Raw genomic sequence first — 25,864 nt, forward strand, 5'->3', positions numbered from 1 at the left:
AACCGCACCCGCCACTCACGTGCAGCACCGGCGCCGGCATCACGTCCACATCTTGAAACAAAAAAGAGCCATATATTGGCGGGCGTTCCCAGAATTCATACCTGTGTGGTATTTTGCAATAGTGAACTCGGCGAGCCAACGGCTCCCAGCAGGAAAAACGGATCGATTCTAAGAAGAAGGCGATAGCGAAGCGTCAACGCTCGCACGCGTGGTTGATCCGCAAGCTTTCCGAAACGGAAAGAAACGCGCACCCACACAATTCTGGGTAGCACAGCAAAAAGTTTCCTTTCGGGGAGCTTTCCCTATTTTTTGAGAAGAGGTAGAAATGACGATCGAATTTACGATGGTCCAGTCGATTGGTTTCGCAGTGATTTTGCTGCTGATCGGCCGATTTTTGCGCAGCCATATCAGTTTCTTTGAACGCTTCGCGATCCCTTCCCCTGTGATCGGCGGCTTCCTCTTCGCACTGATCAACCTCCTTTTCCACTACACGCACTGGGTCAACATCACGTTCGACACCACGCTCCAAGCGTTCTTCATGGTCTTGTTCTTCACCTCCATCGGTTTCGGTGCCAGCCCGGTAATTCTGAAGAAGGCCGGCCCGAAGGTTGCAATCTTCTTGTCGGTGGCGATCGGCCTCGTCATCCTCCAAAACCTCGTGGCGGTTGGCCTTGCCCCCCTCCTGAACGTTCCCGGCCCGATCGCACTGATGACAGGTTCAACAGCGATGACGGGCGGCCACGGCACTTCCGCAGGCATTGCTCCACTCGTTGAGGCTGCGGGTCTCAAGGGTGCGGAATCTGTCGCCTACACGGCAGCTACGTTCGGCCTGGTCGCAGGTTCCCTCATCGGCGGCCCGATCGCAGCACGCCTGATCCGCTCAAAGAACCTCGCCAACGTCCACGACAAGGATAAGAAGGACTACTCGTTCCTTCGCGAGAAGATGCATCCGCTCGATACCGAGCGCATGACCACCGCCTTCATCTGGCTCCTTGTGGCCATGTTCTTCGGCTCCTACATCACGGATGCGATCAATAACGTGATCCAGGGCTGGACCTCGATGGCACAATTCCCCTCCTACCTTGGCCCGATGATCTTCGGCGTGCTCGCACGCTGGTTCTCCGATCGTCGCTACGCCCGCAAGGGTGGTGTGGAGATCGTCGCACACCAGGAGATTGAAGTTGTGGGCGCAGTGTCGCTGAGCTTGTTCCTGGCGATGGCGCTGATGAGCGTGAAGCTGTGGGATCTCGGCTCGCTTGCGATCCCGATGATTGCCCTGCTCGCCGCACAGACCCTGCTCGCCTACTTGTACGTCCGTTTCGTCACTTTTAAGGCGATGGGCTCCACGTACGACGCCGCCGTGCTCCTTGCGGGCCACGCGGGCTTCGGCATGGGCGCCACCCCGAACGGCGTTGCGAACATGGAATCGGTGACACGCAAGTTCGGCCCGTCCCCCACAGCGTTCTTCGTTCTCCCGGTTGTGGGCGGTATGTTCATCGATTTCTTCAACGTCTTCATCATCACCCTGTTCCTGGCGCTCGTCTGATCGCTGGATCCCATCACACGATGGGAGCTCGAACAGCGCCTGAAGGCGGCCCTGGGCCAAAAAAGGCTGTGCCGGATGCTACCGCGAATAACCCGCGACACGCCCGCCCCAGACACACTTTTTGGCCTTTAAGCCGCCCCAGACACACTTTTTGGCCTCTTAGCCGGCCAGGCACAATAGTGGCGAGTTTTCGCGGATTACCTCCGTGAAAACTCGCCATTATTGTGATGAATGGAGTGTCGGCGTCGAGCAGTTTCCTCGTCGGCGTCAGAGCCCTCCGACGCCGTTTCTTCACGGGCTTCGTCGAGCGATCCCGACTTGTCGAAGATTTAATTCTCGTCCATACCGTCGCTATCGACGTCGTCCCTCATCGGGAACCGACGCAAGCCGCGCTTGAGGAGACTATTTCGCCTGCGCCAGAGCTCACTTGTCGTCGCCGAACACCTTGTCGGTAAGGCGCTTTGCGCTCTCCTTGACGGTTGCGGCAACATTGTCGACCTTATCCTGCGCGTCGGCGAGGAACTCCTTGACCTTGCCTTCGCCCTGATCGGCCTTGCCCTCGGCTGCCAGATCCTTGTCGCCGGTGATATTTCCGAGTGCTTCCTTTGCCTTGCCACCGAGCTCCGTTACCTTGGCTTCTGCCTTCTCTTCGAATCCCATGATTCCTCCTTCGCTTTTACTGTCTTTTCCAGCCTAGGGGGAAACACCGTAACGTTCAGCCATTTTCGCGCTGAGGGCAATCCGCAACGCCGGTGCGCCAGTTGCGCACTTTCCCACCCGACGCCGGTGCGCCAGTTGCGCACTTTCCCACCCGACGCCCATACACACGTCGCCCACTCTCCAAACTCGACACCGCCGCGCAGGTTGCGTGTAGCAAACTCGAGGGATAGTGCAGGGGAAAATGGCTACCGCTCGAGCTCATCGATGCCCCGGCCACGCGTCTTACGCTCCACCAAGTACACCAGTGCACCCACCACCAAGTGCACCAGCACCCCGCTCAGAGCCGGACTACCCCTCACCCAGCCGATCAATCTCCACACCCCGCGTCTCACGCGCCGCTGAGTACACCACCGCGCCAGCCAGCAACCGGACTATCCCTCACCCAGCCGATCAATCTCCACACCCCGCGTCTCACGCGCCGCTAAGTACACCACGGCACCCGCGGCGAAAAAGGCCGCAAAGAGAACGAATGCGACTCCAACGGCGCTGAGCACGCTTGCGGGAGTCGTGTGCTCGGTCCCGACCAGCAGACCAACCAGGAGAGGACCAATAACTTTCGCGCTCGCCCCAATTCCATAGCTAAGCCCGAGCCCGGTGCCACGAACAGCGGTCGGAAATTGCTCTCCACCGAAAACGTTGAGAATGCCGAACGCCCCATCTCCGAATGCCATCGCAATGATAATGCCGGCAATGAAGATCCCCGCGGCGGGAGGGGCCGACGCGGCCCCTCCCGCCGCGACCAGGCAACCGAGCGCGCCAAAAAATCCGAAAACAACCAGCACCAGTTTGCGCCCCAGACGATCCGCGAGCCACGCAGCGAGTAGCCGCCCTGCTAGATCGACTGCGGACAACACCATGAAAACACGCGCCACACCGTCAACCCCGATCCCATAGCCGTCGTGCAAGACCGTTTGACCCCACGATTGGATCGCAAAAGAGCCAAGAATGAAAGCGAATGAGCCGACGGCTACGATACCTACCGACCGCCGATGCTCACGCCACAACCGCGCATACGCGCCGATGCGCCCGTCCGCACGGATACTCGAGACGCCTCCGACGTCGTCGAGTGTCACATCAGTTTCCGGAACCATCCACGCCCACGCCAGCGCCTTTTGTGCGCCAACAGAGTCGCCTCGCGAGAGGAGGAAACGCGGCGACTCGGGCACCCACCCCAGCCACACCAAAAGGAGTCCTGGGAGGGCACCGAGCGCCATCAGGACACGCCAATTCTCGCCGGCCGCCGCCTGCGCCACACTCCCGAGGAACAGACCGAGAGGGACGAACGCCGACGCGAGACCGGTAAGGAACCCGCGTCTCCTGGCCGACACGAACTCTGCGACGTACGGGATCGACACAATATTCAGGCCACCAACACCCGCGCCGACGACGACGCGGAGGAACGCCAGCGTTCTCCAGGATCCTTCTGGGAGCGCGACTGTGGCCAGGGTGAACACCGAAAGCAGCGCAATACACCTCGCCATGGCCCGACGCCGGCCGATCGTATCCGCGGCGCGGCCCCAGCCGATCGCGCCGAGGACTGTTCCGAGCCCCGAAGCCGCCAGAATGATTCCGACTTCGAGGCCACCGAGCTGCCACTGCCGGGACAACAGTGCGACGACGAACCCGATGAGGAACATGTCGAAAAATTCAGCGACATTCGCGATCACGACGAGGGCGATCAAACTGATTTGATTGCGTGTCAGGGTGCTGCGCAAAACCATAGTGAAATCGTATTGTGGACGCGGTTGTGAAACCAAAAGAAGAAGCCCGCGCGCGAGCGGCGGCTATTGTTAAACACGCAGTGACAACAGAGTTGTGGCTTGCGCGCTGGCTTGGCTGGGGATGAAAAAGTCCCCCGCGTGTGCGGGGGACTTTTTATGAAGTTTGATGACGGCGGTGTCCTACTCTCCCACACCCTCGCGAGTGCAGTACCATCGGCGCTGGTAGGCTTAGCTTCCGGGTTCGGAATGGGACCGGGCGGATCCCTACCGCTATAGCCACCGTCAAACGGGTGGAGCAAACACTGTGTGTTTGGTGGTCCAGAATTGTATAGGGGACGCGAGGCAATCTCGTTTTATCTTTTTTGTCAGTGGTTGGCCATTAGTACCAGTCAGCTCCAGCAATTACTTGCCTTCCACGTCTGGCCTATCAACCCTATCGTCTTTAGGGGGCCTCACACACCACGAAGGGTGTTTGGAAACCTTATCTTAAAGCAGGCTTCCCGCTTAGATGCTTTCAGCGGTTATCCCTTCCGAACGTAGCCAACCAGCCATGCTCCTGGCGGAACAACTGGCACACCAGAGGTTCGTCCATCCCGGTCCTCTCGTACTAGGGACAGCCCTTTTCAAGTTTCCTACGCGCGCAGAGGATAGGGACCGAACTGTCTCACGACGTTCTGAACCCAGCTCGCGTGCCGCTTTAATGGGCGAACAGCCCAACCCTTGGGACCTACTCCAGCCCCAGGATGCGACGAGCCGACATCGAGGTGCCAAACCATGCCGTCGATATGAACTCTTGGGCAGGATCAGCCTGTTATCCCCGGGGTACCTTTTATCCGTTGAGCGACGGCGCTTCCACAAGCCACCGCCGGATCACTAGTTCCTGCTTTCGCACCTGCTCGACCTGTCAGTCTCACAGTCAAGCTCCCTTGTACACTTGCACTCGCCACCTGATTACCAACCAGGCTGAGGGAACCTTTGAGCGCCTCCGTTACATTTTAGGAGGCAACCGCCCCAGTTAAACTACCCACCAGGCACTGTCCCTGAACCAGATCATGGTCCAAGGTTAGACATCCGGCACAACCAGAGTGGTATTTCAACAATGACTCCACACACACTGGCGTGCATGCTTCACAGTCTCCCACCTATCCTACACAAGCCGTACCAAACACCAATACCAAGCTATAGTAAAGGTCCCGGGGTCTTTCCGTCCTTCTGCGCGTAACGAGCATCTTTACTCGTAATGCAATTTCACCGAGTTCGCGGTTGAGACAGTGGAGAAGTCGTTACGCCATTCGTGCAGGTCGGAACTTACCCGACAAGGAATTTCGCTACCTTAGGATGGTTATAGTTACCACCGCCGTTTACTGGGGCTTAAATTCACAGCTTCAACACACGTGTTTAACCGTTCCTCTTAACCTTCCAGCACCGGGCAGGCGTCAGTCCGTATACATCCACTTACGTGTTCGCACGGACCTGTGTTTTTGATAAACAGTCGCTTCTCCCTGGTTTCTGCGGCCATCACCCCTAGCACGCAAGGTGCTTCAAGGATCAGGCCCCCCTTCTTCCGAAGTTACGGGGGCATTTTGCCGAGTTCCTTAACCACGATTCTCTCGAACGCCTTAGCATACTCTGCTCGACTACCTGTGTCGGTTTAGGGTACGGGCGGCTCGGACCTCGCGTCGAGGCTTTTCTTGGCAGCACAGGATCACTCTACTTCCCCACCACTGTGGGTCATCATCCAGCCTCACCCTGAAATTGTTTCCCGGATTTGCCTAGGAAACGGGCTGCGCTGTTAAACGTGGCAAGCCATTAGCCACGCGGAAGCTACCACTCTGCGTCACCCCTGTTAACACGCTTGCCTACACACAAGTTCAGGTCCCACGCTCCCCACAACCCCAATCCCGAAGGAAAAGAGCGTGGTTTGGATGGTTAGTATCACAAGCTTCAGCATTGGACGGTCCTTCGCCGGTACCGGAATAACAACCGGTTGCCCATCGACTACGCCTGTCGGCCTCGCCTTAGGACCCGACTAACCCAGGGCGGAACAACCTGGCCCTGGAACCCTTAGTCATTCGGCGGACGGGATTCTCACCCATCATTCGCTACTCATGCCTGCATTCTCACTCGTACGAAATCCACAACCAGTTCCCTGACTGCTTCACCTCACGCACGACGCTCCCCTACCCAAACAAAAAATTGTTTGCCGCGGTTTCGGCGGTGTACTTAGCCCCGCTACATTGTCGGCGCAGAATCACTTGACCAGTGAGCTATTACGCACTCTTTCAAGGGTGGCTGCTTCTAAGCCAACCTCCTGGTTGTCACAGCAACTCCACATCCTTTCCCACTTAGCACACGCTTAGGGGCCTTAACCGGCGGTCTGGGCTGTTTCCCTCTCGACTACGGAGCTTATCCCCCGCAGTCTCACTGCCGCGCTCAACATTGATGGCATTCGGAGTTTGGCTGACGTCAGTACCCGGGTAAGGGCCATCAGCCATCCAGTCGCTCTACCTCCACCAAGCAACACGCGACGCTGCACCTAAATGCATTTCGGGGAGAACCAGCTATCACGGAGTTTGATTGGCCTTTCACCCCTACCCACAGCTCATCCCCTCCATTTTCAACTGAAGTGGGTTCGCGCCTCCACACGCTCTTACACGTGCTTCACACTGGCCATGGGTAGATCACCCCGCTTCGGGTCTAGGACATGCAACTCAAAATCGCATTTTAAAACTCGCTTTCGCTACGGCTCCCCCACACGGGTTAACCTCGCTACATGCCACTAACTCGCAGGCTCATTCTTCAAAAGGCACGCCATCACCCCCACCAAGAAGGCTCTGACGGATTGTAAGCGTCCGGTTTCAGGTACTATTTCACTCCCCTCCCGGGGTACTTTTCACCATTCCCTCACGGTACTCATTCACTATCGGTCACATAGAGTATTTAGGTTTACCCAGTGGTCTGGGCAGATTCACACGAGATTCCACGAGCCCCGTGCTACTCGGGAACACCACAACAAGCCAACCACATTTCACCTACGGGACTCTCACCCTCTGCGGTACTGCTTCCCAACAGCTTCGACTATATGGCTGGTTTCTCACTTGCTAGAAAAACGTCGGTTTTTCCTAGTAGGTCCCACAACCCCGATCATGCAACACCCGACGGCTATCACACACAACCGGTTTAACCTCATCCGCTTTCGCTCGCCACTACTCACAGAATATCTTTTCCTCCGGGTACTGAGATGTTTCACTTCCCCGAGTTACCCCCAACTACCCTATACATTCAGGCAGCGGTCACCAGAAACAACTCTGGCCAGGTTTCCCCATTCGGACACCCTCGGATCACAGCTCGTTCGCCAACTCCCCGAGGCTTATCGCAGGCAACAACGTCCTTCATCGGCTCTATGTGCCAAGGCATCCACCGAACGCCCTTGAACACTTACAAAAAACCAAAAGATGCTCGCGTCCACTATACAATTCTCAACCACCACACCAACACCACAACCACACACAACCACAACGGCCGCAGATGATCACAGGTAGCACAGGGTGTTACCCCAGAACCCAACAGCATGCCAACTTCCCATGTTCCACTAGAAAACCCAACCCCACAAACACTCAATCCATGAGGCCCCCTCGAACACTAGACAAAAACCGAGGAGAAAATAGGCTCCTTAGAAAGGAGGTGATCCAGCCGCACCTTCCGGTACGGCTACCTTGTTACGACTTCGTCCCAATCGCCAATCCCACCTTCGACCGCTCCCCCCACAAGGGTTAGGCCACGGGCTTCGGGTGTTACCAACTTTCGTGACGTGACGGGCGGTGTGTACAAGGCCCGAGAACGTATTCACCGCAGCGTTGCTGATCTGCGATTACTAGCGACTCCGACTTCATGGGGTCGAGTTGCAGACCCCAATCCGAACTGAGACTGGCTTTAAGGGATTCGCTCACCCTCACAGGATCGCAACCCTCTGTACCAGCCATTGTAGCATGCGTGAAGCCCAAGACATAAGGGGCATGATGATTTGACGTCGTCCCCACCTTCCTCCGAGTTAACCCCGGCAGTCTCTCGTGAGTCCCCACCATCACGTGCTGGCAACACAAGACAAGGGTTGCGCTCGTTGCGGGACTTAACCCAACATCTCACGACACGAGCTGACGACAACCATGCACCACCTGTACACCAGTCCGAAGACGCACACATCTCTGCATGATTCCGGTGTATGTCAAGCCTTGGTAAGGTTCTTCGCGTTGCATCGAATTAATCCGCATGCTCCGCCGCTTGTGCGGGCCCCCGTCAATTCCTTTGAGTTTTAGCCTTGCGGCCGTACTCCCCAGGCGGGGCACTTAATGCGTTAGCTACGGCGCAGAACCCATGGAAAAGGCCCCACACCTAGTGCCCAACGTTTACGGCATGGACTACCAGGGTATCTAATCCTGTTCGCTCCCCATGCTTTCGCTCCTCAGCGTCAGTAACGGCCCAGTAACCTGCCTTCGCCATCGGTGTTCCTCCTGATATCTGCGCATTCCACCGCTACACCAGGAATTCCAGTTACCCCTACCGCACTCTAGTCTGCCCGTACCCACTGCAGCCCCGGAGTTAAGCCCCGGTCTTTCACAGCAGACGCGACAAACCGCCTACGAGCTCTTTACGCCCAATAATTCCGGACAACGCTCGCGCCCTACGTATTACCGCGGCTGCTGGCACGTAGTTAGCCGGCGCTTATTCAACACCTACCGTCACTTTCGCTTCTTCAGTGTTAAAAGGAGTTTACAACCCGAAAGCCTTCATCCCCCACGCGGCGTCGCTGCATCAGACTTGCGTCCATTGTGCAATATTCCCCACTGCTGCCTCCCGTAGGAGTCTGGGCCGTATCTCAGTCCCAATGTGGCCGGTCACCCTCTCAGGCCGGCTACCCGTCGACGCCTTGGTAGGCCATCACCCCACCAACAAGCTGATAGGCCGCGAGCCCATCCCCCACCAGAAAAAACCTTTCCAACACCAACCATGCGGCCAGCGCAGAATATTCAGTATTAGACCCAGTTTCCCAGGCTTATCCCAAAGAAGGGGGCAGGTTACTCACGTATTACTCACCCGTTCGCCACTAATCCACCAAAAGCAAGCTTCCGGCTTCATCGTTCGACTTGCATGTGTTAAGCACGCCGCCAGCGTTCGTCCTGAGCCAGGATCAAACTCTCCAAACAAAAACCAAAACCACAAGGGTTCCAATCAATAATTCAGAAAACCAATCGGCTCCAAAAAAACCAGACAAACTGGCATAAAAACAGCCCAACCAAACCCACAAAAACGCGAGCCCAGCCAGACCAAACAAAAACCAACCCCAACCAAAAACAGTCAAGGTCAGACATAAAAAGCTGACACACTATTGAGATCTCAAACAACACACTCACCCCCGACAACCAGACCCACAACCAGGACCCAGCCCCCAAGGAAGCAACTTCGCTAGCCTACCAAACCCTCAAACATCCTGTCAAACCAGAACCCCAAGAACCTTGGAAAACCAACCCGCCAGAAACTCACTCGCTCCCGGCGACAGGTAAATACTTTACGAGCAAAACCCACCCAGGTCAAAGTATTCGGGCGTGTCCTGAGACACATTCATTCTTTTAATAGCGAACATTTCTGCTAGAGGCTGTTATATCAGCGAATTTTCGCTCGTTTGTGAGCCGCATTACCACCTTCGACGACACCGAGCATTTTGCGAGCAAGCAGTTTCGTTCTGAAGAAGAAGCGTGGGGGCGTTCCGCTTTTGCGGAACGCCCCCACTGTGGATTCAATCAGCGTGAATCATTTACTCAGTCAACATCATGAGTTCGCTTGGTCGCGATCACTGATTTCGTAGCGATTATTCACTTCGAGCGATACATACTCACGAGCGGCGCTTGCGATTTAGTCGCGGCGACGCTTGACGGTTGCCACGGCACCGGCAAGCAGGAGCACGCCACCGACAACGGCGAGGCCGGCAACATTCGCACCCGTGTAGGACAGCTGACCGGCATGATTCGGATTCGCATTCGGCGTTGCGGATTGGCCGCTCGGCTTGTGCTTCGGATCCTTACTCGGATCGGACTTCTTCACCTTCGGCGCCTTCTCCGTGAACTTCCACGAGGACGCGACCTTCTCATCGAGCACGTAGCCCTCGAGTGCCTTCGCAGTAACCTCTTGGGTCTCGCCGAAGTTGAACAGGTACTCGCCCGGCTCAACCGCGGTGCCGTTGATCAGGTACTGCACACCCTCAACCTTCGGGATCGTCAGGTACGGGCGGCCAGACTCCGGAACGGTTGACTTCGGGAACACCGGGGCAACAACCTTCAACTGCGGCTCCGGCTGAGGAGCCGGCGCTGCAGCGCCCTCAACGTTCAGGCTCGGAAGCGCCACTTCAGTCACGTCACCAGACTCGGTGCCGTCATCGGCGGTGACGATTACAGTAGCCACACCACCCGGGAAATCAGCAGGAAGCTTGACACCCACGATTGCCATGCCAGTCTCGTCGTAACCCTCCGCGTTTGGAGTCGCGTCCACAGTTGCCGTTCCTGACACCGTCACGTCACCGTGAGCAACCGTGACCGTGACCGCCTTCGGAGCCTTCTCGCCTGCCGTCATTGCAAGCGACGACAAGTCAAAGACCAACTCTTCGCCAGCCTTAACCTCAGTTGTATATGGCGCAACGCCCACCGAGCGCTGCGTGTAATCCACGTGCAACGGCTTATCGGCCGTGAAGTTCTTGAGGTAATCGTTGAACGCCACGTTGTCGATCATGCCGGTATCGATGAAGTTCTTGCCTTCCTTGAGCACCGTGAAACCATCGCCACCCTCGAGAACGAAGGTGTTCGAAGCGAGGCGGTACGTACGCGAATCATCGTTGGCAACCTTCTCACCATTAACGAAGATCTCGGTAATGTGCTTGCCTTGCTCCGCCGTCGGATCGTAGGTGTACACAACGTTCTTGGACAGACCCAGGCGCAGCACCGGATGCGAGGCGCTCGGATCCTTCCACTGCTGCTCGAGCAGCGTGTAGAGCTGAGCACCCGTGATCTCGATCGTGCCAAACACGTTGCCGAATGGCTGAACGGTGTTCGACTCACCCTGGGTCACGAGGCCGTCCTTATCGGTCGGTGTAAGCTCCGTGTTAGCCGCGTAACGGAAGTCCGCACGCACACCACCCGGGTTCATCACACCCAGATCCGGCTTATCCTTGAGCGTCTGACCGAACTGGTAGAACGCATCCGCAAGCAAGTTGTTCGCCGGCGATTCGGTGCCACGGTTCGAGCCCGGAGCATCGGCACCCGTGCGAGAGCCACGCAACGCGTCGCGATCGATGTACCCCACCGGCGTCGCGCCCAGCTCCTTCGCCTTCTCAGACGCAGCCTCGAACATCGCCTTGATATCCGGCGACTCGTTGTCGAACACCTTCAGCGGCTTCTTCGGATCCTTCGGGTTCGCTACCTCATGCTTGGGCAGCTCAGCCACCGCACACGACGCGGTGATCGTGCCATCGGCCTTCTTGGTGACGTTCGCCTTGATGAACGCCATGCCATAGTTGATCGGCTCACAAACCGGCGCGCCCGACGCCGTCTTGCCGACACCCTCGATATGCGAGTGTCCACCGAAGGCCAGATCCACGTTCTTGTTCAGCTTCTGTGGGCCCAGCTCGCGATCCTTGTGCATGAGTGCAATGACGACGTCGGCCTCACCGTTCGCCGCATCCCCATCCTTGAGTTGATCGGCGATTGTATTGGTTATAGCAACCGGATCCTCGAACGTGATACCAGCAATAGCGCTCGGGGAGACGAGGGTGGTCATCTCGTCCGTGACCGTGCCAATGTAGGCAACCTTCACGCCGCCGATCTCGACCAGCTCGTAGGGCTTATTGATTGCATCCGCACCCTTGGCGTTTGCGGCCTGGATCGGGGTGGGCGCCAAGCCCGGAAGGATACGATCCTTGAGATCGCTGTACCCCTTGTCGAACTCGTGGTTACCGGACGCCGAATAATCGAGGCCCATCGCCTTGAGAATATTGATGGTCGGAGTGTCGTTGTCAACAGCCGAAATGTAAGCCGAACCGCCCACATTATCGCCCACCGACAAGAAACGCGTGTTCGGATTTGCTGTGCGCATCTGATCGATCTGGTAATCGAGTGCCGCAGCATTCTCGATGTGTCCATGGAAATCGGAGATCACCGCGAAATCGAGCGAAACATCGCCGTCTGCCGCGAATGCGGGCGTGGCCGCAGCTCCAAATCCAATCGACGTTAATGCCAGCGCCGCCGCAGCCCCCACCGGGCGGCGAAGATTCACCTTCTTCATATACTTTCCTCTACGTCGAGAAATACTGACATTCCAAGGCTACGTCGCCTGGGCCACAATGTCGCTGGAGTTTCCCAAACCTTCACCAAATTTTTCTTAGGGCGCCCTAATTTTCAAAGGCGCATTCAATACCCCTTCCAACGACGCCGGTGCGCGGTGCGCGAGGGGGGTACGAGTTACGCGATTCAGGCATAAAAACGGTGGCTGCGGAAATTTTTCCGCAGCCACCCGTGTGGGATTCATTAAAGCGAGACGAGTCACTCCGACTTGTTGAGGAAGTGATCCACCGAGTACTTACCCGGGCCCGAGAGGAAGATCGTCAGGCCGATAATGAAGTAGAACAGCGAAGACTCGAAGGAAAGACCGCCCTGCTTGCCAATCAGACCCTGCGACGGAATGTTGACCGCGAAGATAATGAACGTAAAGAGCAGTGCGAGCAGGCCACCCGAGATACGGGAGAAAAGGCCGATGAGCAGTGCGAGCGGAAGTAGGATCTGGCCTGCGACCACGAGAACCGTGAAGAAGGTCGGAGCGAGGCCGCCAATCGGGTTCGGAACCATTGCCTTCTCAACGAATGCCGAGAAGCCCATTGCCTTGTGGACTCCATGGAAGATCAGGGCGAGCGAGAGCACGCGCAGGATCAGCAGGGCTGTATCGCGGTAGTTGAAGTTCGGGAGGGTGAGCTTCTCAACGAAGCCCATAAAGCCAGAATTCTGGTTGTTCATGATTGATCTCCTAGTGCGTTCCAGGCTCACCGATGAGCCAGAGAGTTATCTTGACCAGTTCAGATTATCGCCGAGGGCGGACAGCCTTCCACCCAAAACCGATAATTAATACAAACACGTTGAGAATTTCTCTCACGTGGCGACGTTTATGGGGACGAAAGTCCCAAACATGGCGACGAAAATAGTTTGCTACTCGAATTTCCCTTAGGGGACCCTGAGTAACCCCGCAAACACTCCGCAATAAAACAATCACTCCATGGCGACACCATGTGACGGAAATTCGAAATGTGTCTGAAACTGACAGTTCGTTTCTCTACCGCCGATTCCATGGTCCGGCACACCCGAAAGATCCTCTGCAGACGTTTCGCATGACACAAGAAGAGTGGCGAGGGTATGAAACCCTCGCCACTCTTGAATCAGGAAACACGCTCCCGATTACTGCTCCTCACGGCGCCTGAGCACCAACGCTCCGAGCAGGACCAACACCGTCGCTAGAGCAACCGGCCCCATCACCGAGGCTCCCGTGAAGCTCAGCTGTTCCCCGTTCGTTGCCGGCGGCTGGGTCTGCGCCGGAGCTTGTGGCGCGTCTGGGCTCTGCGGACCGTCCGGCTCGTCGGTACCGGCCGGCGGCGGCGTCGCCGAGCCAGCTACGCACCCAAGATCGGTGAGCTTCGGAGCTGTCCACGTCCACTCAGTCTGAGCGCCTTCGGCTAGCTGGTATCCCTCGGTCACCGTGGCAACAACCTTCACTGTCTCGCCGTAGCCGTAGCTGAAGGTGTACAGATCGCCGTTCTTCGTGAACTCCTCGACCGGCTTGCCGTTCGCCTCCACGAAGTAGGCGACGCCATCCATCGCCTTCACCGTGACAAACGGCTTGACCGTACACAGCGCTGGATCGTCTGCGCTCGGGAATACTGGCGCCTTCGGAGTAACGATCCTCGGAGCAAGTTGTGACGGGACGTCACTCTCGTTCGGTGTCGGAGACGGATCGACAGGCGACGTCGGGGCCGGCGACGGAGTAATCGGCTTCGCCGGAATCAGATCCGTCCACGGAATCCCCTGGTCCGCCGACGGGCTCGGCTCTGCCGGCGACGTCGGAGACGGAGCCGGGCTCTCGCTCGGCGCCGGCGACGTCGGAACCTCCGCCGACGGAGGCGCAGGCTCAACCGGAGCATCCGTCGGAATCGCCGTCTCAATTGGCTCCGGGCTCGGCGACGGAGTAATCGGCTTCGCCGGAATCAGATCCGTCCACGGAATCCCCTGGTCCGCCGACGGGCTCGGCTCTGCCGGCTGGGTCGGAGACGGAGCCGGGCTCTCGCTCGGCGCCGGCTGGGTCGGAGACGGAGCCGGGCTCTCGCTCGGCGCCGGGCTCGGCTCCGGCGACGTCGGAGCCAGGGTAGTCGGCTCCGGAACCGGAGCCGGATCCGTTGGCACAGGCGTCGGTTCAGCAGGAACCGTCGTCGGCACGGGAGCCGGAGGCTCAGTAGTTAACGGAGCGCTCGGCTCGGGAGCCGGCTGCGTCGGCTCCGCAGACGGCGACGGGCTCGGCTCCGGCGACGGGCTCGGCTCGGGCGCAGGTTCCGGATCGGGAACCGGAACAACCTTCGCCAGCACGCGGTACGTGCGGCTCAGTACCTCGGAGACGTTGCCAGAGGCGTCCTTCGCCGTGTAGGTCACCGTGTAGATACCCGGCTCGTCGGCGTGAACCGCGCCGCTCACCTCGATATTCGGCTGCGAATCACCGGCGTCGGTAGCTGTCACGCCCGCGAGGAGATCCGGAGCAGGATCGCCCGCGGTGAGCTCGACGACGTCGGGCGAAACCGCGAGCGCGGGAGCCTTCGTATCGACCACGTGGTACACGCGAGCCGCGTTCGACTCGTTCCCTGCCGCGTCCTTCGCGGTGTAGGTGACCGTGTAGTCGCCAGGAGCCGTGCCAACCTCACCCGCGGAGGTCAGCTCAACCGCACTGCCCTCAGCATCGGCGGCGCTGACGCCAGCCATCACATCGGGCAGCGGATCGCCCGCCTCCACTGTGACAGCCTGCGGATCCAGCGTAATCACCGGCGCGCCCTGATCCGACACCGTGTAGGTGCGGGTGGCAGTGGCGGTGTTGCCGGCCGCGTCCTTCGCCGTGTACGTCACGGTGATCGTGCCGGGCTTCGACGTATCGCCGGAAACCTCGGCGCTCACCTTCACGTCGCCATCCACGGCGTCCGTGGCGCTCACCTGCGCGAGCACGTCCGGGAGCGCCTCGCCAACCGCGAGCGCGGCCGGCACATCCCCCACGGTGATCACCGGTGCGACGCGATCGACCACGTGGTAGACGCGCGTAACCGGTTTCGACTTGTTGCCTGCTGCGTCAGTAACGGTGTAGGTGATCGTGTAGTCGCCCGGCTTCGCAGTGTCGACGGCTCCAGCCGCGACGACGTCGGAGGCGACGAGCGCGTCGACGTTGTCAGCTGGCGTCACGCCCGCGAGGAGGTCCGGAGCCGGCGCACCGGCATCGAGAGTCACCTCAGCCGGGTCGACGCTAACCGTCGGCGCGGTTTGGTCGGTCACCTGGTAGGTGCGCGACGCCGTGGCCGTGTTACCGGCCTTATCGGTGGCCGTGTAGGTGACGGTAAACGTACCGGGCTTCGCGGTGTCTGCGTTGCCTGCTGTCACCTCAGCCTTCACGTCAACCGCGCCGTCGACGGCGTCCTTCGCGCTCACGCCATCGGCGAGCTGCGGGAGCTTGTCCCCCACTGCCAGCGTGACCTGGGTCGGATCCACCGTGATCTCAGGCGCGCCCTTGTCCGACACCGTGTAGGTGCGGGTAGCCGTGGCCGTGTTGCCTGCCTTATCGGTGGCGGTGTAGGTGACGGTGAACGAGCCCGGGCGGTCCGCGACGGCGGCGCCCGCCGTCACCTGAGCCTTCACATCCACCGTGCCATCGACGTTGTCCTTCGCGATCACGCCAGCGAGCAGATCCGGAACCTGATCGCCAACCGCGAGCTCCACTGCGGCCGGATCCACCGTGATCTCCGGCTTCGCCTGGTCCGTCACCTTGTAGGTGCGCACGACGTCGGTGGCCGGGTTACCAGCCGAATCCTTCGCCGAATACGTCACCGTGAACGAGCCAGGCTGGGCGGTTGTTGCGCCGTCGGCAACCTTCGCATCGATCGTGACTTGCGCGTCGACGTCGTCGGTGGCGGTGACGCCGGTGAGCCACTCGGTGCCGGTGGGGAGTTTATCGCCCACCGCGAGCGTCACTTCCATCGGATCGGCCGTGATCGCCGGGCCCTTCTGGTCCGTGACCGTGTAGATGACCGTGACCGGATCGGCGGCGTTACCGGCCGCGTCAGTTGCCGTGTAGGTCACCGTGAACGTGCCCGGCGCCTTCGTGTTCGCACCGTCCGAGAGTGTGCCGGTTGCCTTCAGCGCCTGGTCGACGTTGTCCGTGACCACTGCGCCAGCCGCGATCTGCTCCGCGGTGGGGAGCGGATCGCCGACGGCGAGCGTCACGTTCGCAGGCTCGGCCTTGATGACCGGCTTGTCCTGGTCGGTGACCTTGTACGTGCGAGTCACCGGATCGGAGACGTTCCCGGCCGCGTCCTTCGCCGTATAAGTGACCTTGTATGTGCCAGGAGCCGCCGTCGCAACGTTCCCCACCGGCGTCGCGGTGCCGCCGTCAATCTTCTCGATTGTGGCCGTGATCGACGACGCCGGCAGCGGGCCGTCGGTCTCGTCCGTTGCGGCAACGTTCGCCATCACGTCCGGCTCAGCTGCACCAACAGCGACCGTCACCTCGGCCGGATCGGCCGTGACCACCGGCGCGACTTCGTCCTTGAACTGATCCTCGACCAGCACGGCAACCGTGCGCGGCGGGATCGTGACCGTTCCCGACGCCGAATCGAACGTGGTGTTCTTGACCACCGAATCCACGCCGTCGGCCTGCACCGGCGAGAGTGTGTAGTTCAGGCCCTTGAGCTCGTCGATCGACTTCGTCATCTGTTGCGGGCTTGCGTTGAACACCACGAGCAGATCCGAAACGTTCGGATCGATGTCCGTGCCCGTGGGCAGCTGCGTATGGATCAGCGACTTGCCGGCACCCACCGTGGCCGGAGCAGTACCCGGCTTCGGATCCTTAATACGCATCATGATCAGGCCCGGGGTCTCCAGGCTGCCCGCATCCGGGAAGGAGACGCGCTCCTTGATCAGCGAAGCCGAACCGAGGGTGAACAGCGGCGAGGAGGTGCGCAACTTGAGCAGCTCCTTCGCCTGACCGAACGCCGTCGAAATATCGTTCGGAGAAGGCTTGAGCGCAGTGTTGTTCAGAAGCGGGGTCATGTCCGCCCACTTCATGTTCTCGCCCGAGTTGTTATCCCACGCCGGCGGCAGACCCACGCCGAAGTTGTTCGACTGCATCGACCAATCGAGCATGTTGAAGTGGTCGCCCGAATCGTAGGAGTTACGATCCAGCGACTTCGAGCGCAAGATATCTGTGCCCGCATGCCAGAACATCGGCGACTGGCCAAGCGCCACCGTGGCGAGCTGGAGCGTGTTCATGCGAACGCGATCCGACATCGACGTATCGACTGGCAACTGCCACACCGACATGTCGTAGAGGGTCTCGTTATCGTGAGCGTCGACGTAGTTCACGGACTCGTGTGGCTGGCTCGCGAAACCGGCCGGGTGGCCGTCGAACTGGTAGTCGCCGCCCTTGACAAAGGTGCCGTTGCGATCACGCACCGCGTAGTCCGCCAGGTTACCCGCAAGGCCCAAGCGAATCAGGTAGCTTGCCGACGCGTAGTCGATCTTCGTGTCCTGCGGCTTGCCATTGTTCGCTGTTCCCAGGCCGGTGCCGTAGCCTTGCGTGAACTTGTTGTTGCCGTGGCCGTGGACGCCGTCGCGAAGACGATCGTTGAACGAGCCGATTCCCGTGCCCGACAGGTTGCCCTGACGTGCCTGCATGAAACGCGAATCGTTCTTGATCGAGCCGAAGTTCCAGCCCTCGCCGTACATGTACATCTTTGTGCCGTCGATACCGCCATTCTCAGGCGTGAGCGTATCGAGGGCCGTTCGGATCGCCTCCATATTGTGGCGCGACTGGAAGCCCATCAGATCGAAACGGAAACCATCGACGTTGTAAATGCGCGCCCAGTTCACGATCGAATCGACCATGAGATCCTCAGCCATCGCATGCTCGGTGGCCACTTCCTCACAGCACGGATCCTTCAAGGCAACGCCCGTATCGACCGTCTGGCGGTAGTAGTAGCCTGGCACGATCCGCTCGAACACCGACTTCGGATCTTGGTAGGCCGAGTAGGTGTGGTTGAACACCTGATCGAGAATCACCTGGTATCCCGCCTCGTGCAGGCCCGCCACCATCTGACGGTACTCCTTGATGCGGTCGCCGCCGTACTGGTTGCCCTCCGAGGCGTACGAGCCTTCCGGAGCGGCGTAATGGTACGGGTCGTAACCCCAGTTGAAGCCGTCCTTTGCGCGAGCTTCGCCGACGGCGGCCTGCTGATCCTGCGATGCCGGGCCGGCGTTCGGAATCTGCGGGTTGGTCTGCTCTGAACGCAGCTCGGGGATCGAACCGATGTCGTTCGTGGGCAGGATATGAACCGTGTTCATGCCCGCGGCCGAGAGCTCCTTGAGGTGCTTCATGCCGGCGGAATCTTTCTGACCGAAGGCGGCGTACGTGCCACGCAGCTCGGCCGGAACCGACTGGTCCGAGATCGAGAAATCGCGAACGTGCAGCTCATAAATATTGTGCTGCGAGAAGTTGTTCAGCACTGGAACGTTCGCGCGCGCAGGCCACTCGGCCGGCTTCCACTTCGGATCCGACGGATCGACGATCACGGAGTGAGTGGAATCAATCGAGAGCGCGATCGAGTTCGGATCGGTGACGATATTCTCCCGAACAGTGTTCGCGAGCTTGGTTTCCTCTGTCTCCGGACGCACCGCAGAACCCGGGATGTAGACCTTCACCTTGAACTGGTAGGGCCGGTTCACCCAGCTGGAATCGCCCGTGATCGTCCACGAACCATCCGCCTGGCGCTGCATCTGATGCTCGACGCCGGTGCCCGCAACCTTCTGGCCCTTCGCGGGCTCGTCGAAGAGGAGCAGATCGACGTCCTTCGCCGTCGGCGCCCACAACGAAATCGTTGGGTTACCGGCGTCGAAACTCACGCCCTGAGTGCGCTTGGAGGCGCCTGCCGCATAAAGCGAATCGAGCACGCGCGGGATCTGCACGCCGGCAAAGTACAGCGGAGTACCGGCGCGATCGCGGTAGACCACCGCAACCTGGCCCTTGAGGATCTCGTGCACGTCCGCCGCCGGCGTCAGGTCTGCGAAGGACTTCGCCGGATGCAATGCCACGAAGTTCTTCAACTGCGGGTCGGTCTGCTTGAGAGGACGCGACAGGCCCAACGGGTCCTTCGTCAACTCAACCGAACCCTGCTTCTTGGAAGCAAAGTTCTTCTCGTCCATACCGCCGTCGGCGGCCCACACGAGCTCCCAGGAACCGTCGGAAGGCAACGAATCCGGCCACGCAAACGTGTTCTCCTCGAGCCAATGCGTGTTGAACTGGACGTACTTCGTGGGATCCACGGAGTTCACCGTGAACGTGTGATCGTTCATGTTCAACGTGAAGACGGTGAGCATGCCATCGGTGACCGTGAACTGGCGGTTAGTGTCCTGGCGGCTTGGGTCTCCGTAGCTCTCTTTCCAATCGAAATTCCCCAGAGCCTTCGCAAGATACGTACCGGCAGGGATATTCATCGTAGAAACGGTGAAGATATTGTCGTTCTCCGGATCCGACATCATCAGACCCTTGTAGGTCTGATCCCAGTTCTTTCCTGGATTCTTCGTCAGCTTATCCAGGAAATCTCCCGTGACCGACCATGGCTGGCGCTGGACACTGTTGTAGAACTCGTGAGTGACCGGGTTGTAGTAGAAGGTGACGTCCTGCTCGCTGGAAAGATCGTAGTGCGAGTTGACCTGGGAGTTCAGTGCCGAACGTTCACCCTTCGGGCCCACACCATAGCTCTCCGCCCACGTGCCACCCACGGCCACCTTGTAATCGTAGGAACCGGCCGCGATCTTGAATGTGCCCGTGTACCAGCCGGAAACCGGATCGAGCGTGAGCTCCTGCTTCGCACAGGCCGGATCCCAGTTCTCCGCGCAGCCGAGCCACTGGCCGTGCGTGCCCGGAACCGTCACGCGCCCAGCCATGTCATTCTTCGTCTGAGTGTCGAGCATCGTCGTGTCCAAGCCGACGGTGGCGTACGAGGAGTTCGCCGTCGTCGTCCCTGCCGCATCCTTGCTCACTGCACGGTACTCAACCAACGTTCCTTTCTTCAGGCCCGTGGTGTCGTGGAAGACGCGCGGGTGCGGGCCGGTGGCCGTGCCGAGCGGCTGCCAATCGGTCTCACCCACCACGCGGAATGCGAAGGAGGTCTCAGCCCAGCGGTTCGCCGCGACGTCGGCACTGACCGGAACCAAGGTGTTGGTGTGCTTCGGTTGGCCCTCGAGATGGCGCGTGTCCGCTGTCGCAGCGGCCCCCTTCGCGGGAGAAACGTTCACTCGCGGAGCCGACGTCGGCGCCACCTGCTGGTTAGCCTGGTAGACAACCGCCGAGTAGGCCGGAACCTTCACCGTGAGGGAATCGGTGGCTTTGAGCGTATCGTTCGCGCCGAAAATCCCGGTGTAGGTGGCGTTCGGGGTGAGGGTAGCGAAGCTGGCCGACTTCTCGGCGCCCGTGTTGTTCACGGCCACCACGTACTCAATCTTTTCCTCGCGATCGACGCGCGAGAAAGCGTAGATGCCCGGGCCGTCGTCAGCGTAGAGCGAGATCTGTGCGCCCTGCTTGAGGCCCTTGTGAGCGGTGCGCAGCTTCGATACCGCAGCGATGTGGGTGTACATGTCGTACTTCTCGTCGAAGCGATCCACCGAGCCAGCGTTGTGGCCGTCCACCAGTGGCTGGTTGACGTAGGAAGGCACCTTCGAGGCGAACAACGACTGGCGGGCCGCCTTGTCGTCGCCCTTCGTGCTTCCCGGCGGAAGACCGACGAAGCCCTGCTCGTCGCCGTAGTACACCACCGGCTGGCCGCGCGTGAGGAACATCAGCGAATGCCCGAGCTTCGTGTTCTCCACCTTGTGGGCCGGATCGGTGAGCATCGAGGCGATACGCCCCATGTCGTGGTTGCCGAGGAAGGTGGGCTGATCGAGTGCGGACGAATGGGACGTGGTGTAGTAATCGTCCGCATCGAACAGACCGCGCAGATCCGAGGCCTTGCCGTTGTTCAGGTAGCCCTTGGCCGCCGACTGGAACGCGAAATCGAGCGTGCCACCCATATTCGAGTTGCGCGAGTACGGAGCCAGATCCTTCACGTCCGTGTTGTAGACCTCGCCGAACATGAAGAAGTCCGGCTTGTTCGCAGCATCAGTGTGATCCGTGATGCGCTTGGTCCAGTCTTTCCAGAAGTCGAAGTTCACATGCTTGGCGGTGTCGATACGGAAGCCGTCGATTCCGAAATCCGACCAGAAGTTGTAGATCTCCTCCATCGCCTTGATGACGGTGGGATGCTCGGTCATCAAATCATCAAGACCGTAGAAATCGCCGTACGTGAAATCTTCGACGTCGGAGCCTTCGAAGTTTCCGTTACCACGGTTGTGGTAGAGGGTGACGTCGTTGAGGACGTCCGGAACGAGCTTGGGAACGTTCGGGCGCGGCACTGGCGTGTACGGGAACGACGTATCCGCGCTCAGTTTCGGGAAGTCTGCCGCCCCGGCTTTCGCTGCCAGATCGACGACGTTGCCGTCGACGTCGGTGAGAGGCTTGTCGGCAAACGACTTGTAGGTTGCCGAACCGCTCTCGCCAACCTCCTTGTAATAGGTGAGATCGGCCGTGTGGTTGACGATGATATCGAAGTACACCTTGATGCCCTTATCGTGTGCTTCGTTAATCAGCGCCTTGAGCTCATCGTTCGTGCCCAGGTGCGGATCGATCTCTTTGAAGTTCGTGATCCAGTAGCCGTGGTAGCCGGCCGAGGCATCGTTACCCTTTCCCTGCACCGGGATGTTGGTGAACGACGGCGAGAGCCACAGCGCGGTGGTGCCGAGGTTCTTGATGTAGTCGAGCTTGTCGCGCAGGCCCTGGATATCGCCGCCGTTGTAGAACGCCTCGCTTGCGGGGTCAAAACCCGTTGTTTCACGGTCGCCGCTGAGAGTGCCGTTATCGTTGGAGGTTTTGCCGTTCTTGAAACGGTCAGTGAGGACGAAGTAGAAGTTCTCGGAGGTGCCGTTCTTTGCAGGCGCCTTTGCGAGCGCCGCATCCGCAGTTGCGTCGGCGGAAGCGAGGGTGCCATCCTCAAGGCGCAGACCGATGTGCTTGGTGACGGTATCGATCTGGAAGATCACCGGGGTGTCCTTTGCGACGGTGATCTGCATGTCGTTCTCGCCGTCGTTGGAGAGCCACTGGCCGTCCATGAGGATCTTGTATTTCCACGAACCTGCGGGCACGGTGAGTTTCTTCTCGTACACCTCGGGCTTGAGCGGCGCCGGATCCATCTCGGTATCGGCACAGGCTTTCGCCCAGTCGCTACACACGCCACTGGTTGCTTCGCTCAGGAAATCGCCGGTGACGATCACCGACGCCGGGGCTGCCTGCGCCGCGATCGGCACAAGGATGGTCAGACAAACCGCGAGCGCGGCTGCGAGCGCCGCGAGCGGACGCGAGAAACTTTGGGCAATTCGCTTCATCGTGAACTCCTGTTGTGGGGTGGAGGCAACTTTGCCTTCGGGTGGAGGCGCCTGCTCAGCGGTGAGATGCACGCCACCATCGCCCATCATACGGGAGAAAAACCGCCCTGAAAAGTGTTGCAAAAAGTTACAGGCGTGTTGTTTTTACGGCGGGCGCTGGCGGCGGGTAGCGGGCGGGCGCGGGCACCTCGCAACTGGAGCACCGACGTCGGGAAACGCGACGGAGGGCCGGCTCTTTCGAGCCGGCCCTCCGCTTTCGCTTAGCAGCAGCGCGCTTGGACGTTGTTCTCGTCCCAATCGGCGCGATCCCGCCAGAATTCACGTTTCGTCATCGGGGGATGATCGGGGTGAAGGCGCTTGTGCCTCTCGACGTAGCGATCGTATGCCGCTTCGCCTGTAAACGAGCGCCACATGTAGCCCGCCTTCGCAACAGCTTCGCGAACCTTGATCAGATTTTCGCTCATCGCCCTCTCCTTTCCTTGTGACGAAACACTAGCAGCGAATCAGTGGCCGTGCGGCTTCTTGATGCCCGGGATCAGATCCGGATCACCGACAACCGCGTACTCAGCTTCGATCTTCTTTTCGAGCTTCGAGGCAACCAGCTGCGTGGGTGCGTAGAAGTTCGACTCCTGGAACGGATCCTCCGAGTTGGTGAAGTTCTTCGTCGAGATGGTCTTCCAGACGCGGATCGCCGCGCAGACCACCACGAACGCCACCGCAAGGACGAACACAATCGAGAGAGTGCCCTGAATGAAGGTGTTGCGGACAACCGCCTCCGTGTCTTCAATCTGCTTCGGATCGGTCAGTGTCGGCAGGAGCGCACGAGCCTGGCGCCACTGCTCCCAGTAGCCGATCTTCGGATCCGTGGAGAAGATCTTCTCGAACGATGCCGCGAAGGTGACGAGCAGGTCGAACAGGAACGGCACGAGCGGGATCCAGATGTACTTGACGAAGCCCTTGCGTGCCACCACGACCACGCAGATCAGCAGCGCCAGAGCCGCGATCAGCTGGTTAGCGATACCGAACAGCGGGTACAAGGTCTGGATTCCGCCTCGAGGATCAGTCACGCCCATCAGCAGGAGCGAGCCCCACGAAGCGACCACGACGGCGGTGGAGAACCAGGCGCCGACCTTCCAGTTCGGATCGTGGAACTTCGGCCAGATTCCGCCGAGGGCCTCAGAGACCTGGAAGCGTGCCACACGGGTCACGGCGTCCACGGCGGAGAGAATGAATAGGGCCTCGAACATGATCGCGAAGTGGTACCAGAAGCCCATCATCGCGGTTCCACCGCCGACCTTGTGGAGAATGTTGGACATTGCCACGGCCAGGGTTGGTGCACCACCAGTACGGGAGACGACGTGCGGTTCGCCGACGTCTTGTGCCACCTGCTTGAGAGCGGCTGCGCCTTCGACGCGGATCTCGTTGCCGTCCTTGTCGAATGTGTTCCACACTGGGTTGATCTTCTCACCCTTGGTAGTGGTGACGCCGAGGTTGTGAACAGCGACGTTGGTGATCTCTTCGCGATCAGCCTTCGTCTTGTCCCCATCCGGGGTGTACTGCTGCACGACGGCGGTGCCAGCGAGCTTATCGACCGTTGCGGCCGAGGTGTTCATACCGAAGTAGATTCCCTGGTTAAGGGAGGCTGCGGCCGCGAGGGCCATGATCGCCACGAAGGACTCCATGAGCATACCGCCGTAGCCAATCATGCGGGCCTGGGATTCCTTCTGAATCATCTTCGGGGTGGTTCCCGAGGACACGGTTGCGTGCATGCCCGAGAGCGCACCACAGGCGATGGTGATGAAGAGGAATGGGAAGAGGGTACCTGCGAACACCGGGCCGTCCGTGTTGGTGGCGAACTCGGTGACTGCCGGCATCTCAAGGGTGGGGCGAACCCACACGATACCGAGGGCGAGGATGGCGATGGTGCCAACCTTCATGAAGGTCGAGAGGTAATCACGCGGGGTGAGGAGCACCCACACCGGCAGAACTGCGGCGAAGAAGCCGTAGATCACCATAACGATCACCAAGGTAGTGGGCGAAACGTGGAGGTAGGCGCCGAGCGAGGACTCTGCCACGTAACGGCCACCGATGATGCAGATGACGAGGCCGATGCAGCCTGCGATCGACACCTCGGTGATGCGGCCCGGGGAGATGTAACGCAACCACAGGCCCATGCAGATTGCGAGCGGGATCGTCATACCCACCGAGAACACGCCCCAGGGCGACTCGGCGAGAGCGTTCACGCAGACCATGGCGAGCACGGCGAGCACGATCATGAGCATCACGAGCACGGCGACCGTGGCAACAGCGCCACCGATCTTGCCGATTTCATCCTGAGCCATCTTGCCGAGCGAGCGGCCGCCGCGACGCATGGAGAAGAAGAGCACCAGCATATCCTGGACAGCGCCGGCGATCAGCACGCCGAAGATGATCCACAAGGTGCCGGGCAGGTAGCCCATCTGAGCTGCCAGGACCGGGCCGACGAGCGGACCAGCGCCTGCGATAGCTGCGAAGTGGTGACCGTAAAGAACCACTCGGTTGGTGGGATCGTAATCGCGACCGTTGTTGATTCGCTCAGCCGGGGTGGCGTTGCGATCGTCCGGGATCATGATCTTCTTTTGGATGTACAGCGCGTAGAAGCGGTAACCGATCGCATAGGTACAGATCGAGGTGATCACGAACCAGATCGAGTTCACCTCTTCTCCGCGGATGATTGCGAGCATGGCCCAACCGGTTGCACCGAGGAGAGAAATGACTACCCACAGGGCAATCTTGGCGGGGGTCCACTTGTTGTGGGGCTTGACGCCGACGGGCACGCCTTCCCTGTTACGGATGACGTACTTCTCTTCTTCAGGTGTGTAGGTGGGAACTTCAGTGGTTGACATGGGTTCCTCCGATCCACATTGATCGCGCGGGATTGCGCTTGCGGACGCGTTTTCCGACTTCCCGTCTTCGGGACATGCACTGGAGGGGGACGCGTCCACCTCGAACACAACTATCCTAGGCATGTGGCCCAACCAACATTCAGGGCAGAAAAAGAATAGCGGCGTGACCTCTCTCACGTTGAATATTTT

Annotated in this window: 8 protein-coding genes and 3 rRNA genes; 1 reads left to right on the forward strand and 10 read right to left on the reverse strand. The window is 59.5% G+C overall.

The genetic code is table 11. The features are described 5' to 3' along the window. Window positions 1-325: 325 nt before the first annotated feature. Entirely contained in the window at window positions 326-1,546 is a 1,221-nt protein-coding gene (gene gltS, locus P8A24_RS08060) for a sodium/glutamate symporter (RefSeq protein ID WP_278058177.1), read from the forward strand. A gap of 423 nt (window positions 1,547-1,969) precedes the next feature. Here the strand turns inward: gltS and P8A24_RS08065 are convergent, their stop codons facing one another. From P8A24_RS08065 to P8A24_RS08110, 10 genes are all read right to left on the reverse strand, one after another. Next, on the reverse strand, window positions 1,970-2,206 hold the full coding sequence (locus tag P8A24_RS08065) for a CsbD family protein (RefSeq protein ID WP_278058179.1): 237 nt from the start codon (window positions 2,204-2,206) through the stop codon (window positions 1,970-1,972). Window positions 2,207-2,637: 431 nt separating this feature from the next. Then, window positions 2,638-3,987: an MFS transporter gene (locus tag P8A24_RS08070; RefSeq protein ID WP_278058180.1), complete on the reverse strand. Its 1,350-nt coding sequence runs from the start codon at window positions 3,985-3,987 to the stop codon at window positions 2,638-2,640. Between the two features lie 167 nt (window positions 3,988-4,154). After that, window positions 4,155-4,271 (reverse strand): 5S ribosomal RNA (gene rrf / locus P8A24_RS08075). A 76-nt stretch (window positions 4,272-4,347) separates the two neighbouring features. Then, window positions 4,348-7,431 (reverse strand): 23S ribosomal RNA (locus tag P8A24_RS08080). A 233-nt stretch (window positions 7,432-7,664) separates the two neighbouring features. After that, window positions 7,665-9,191: ribosomal RNA gene (locus tag P8A24_RS08085) — 16S ribosomal RNA — on the reverse strand. The 16S, 23S and 5S rRNA genes sit together here, the layout of an rRNA operon. Window positions 9,192-9,897: 706 nt before the next feature. Continuing rightward, entirely contained in the window at window positions 9,898-12,315 is a 2,418-nt protein-coding gene (locus P8A24_RS08090; protein WP_278058181.1) for a bifunctional metallophosphatase/5'-nucleotidase, read from the reverse strand. Between the two features lie 257 nt (window positions 12,316-12,572). Continuing rightward, on the reverse strand, window positions 12,573-13,040 hold the full coding sequence (locus tag P8A24_RS08095; protein WP_278058182.1) for a DoxX family protein: 468 nt from the start codon (window positions 13,038-13,040) through the stop codon (window positions 12,573-12,575). Window positions 13,041-13,475: 435 nt separating this feature from the next. After that, on the reverse strand, window positions 13,476-22,790 hold the full coding sequence (pulA, locus tag P8A24_RS08100; RefSeq protein WP_278058183.1) for a pullulanase-type alpha-1,6-glucosidase: 9,315 nt from the start codon (window positions 22,788-22,790) through the stop codon (window positions 13,476-13,478). 260 nt (window positions 22,791-23,050) lie between these two features. Then, the gene (locus P8A24_RS08105; protein WP_278058185.1) at window positions 23,051-23,254 is read right to left on the reverse strand and encodes a YbdD/YjiX family protein; all 204 of its coding nucleotides are present in this window, start codon (window positions 23,252-23,254) and stop codon (window positions 23,051-23,053) included. Window positions 23,255-23,293: 39 nt separating this feature from the next. Continuing rightward, entirely contained in the window at window positions 23,294-25,675 is a 2,382-nt protein-coding gene (locus tag P8A24_RS08110; protein ID WP_278058187.1) for a carbon starvation CstA family protein, read from the reverse strand. Window positions 25,676-25,864: the final 189 nt, after the last annotated feature.

Source organism: Arcanobacterium wilhelmae (assembly GCF_029632765.1).
In the GTDB taxonomy this organism is placed as follows: domain Bacteria; phylum Actinomycetota; class Actinomycetes; order Actinomycetales; family Actinomycetaceae; genus Arcanobacterium; species Arcanobacterium wilhelmae.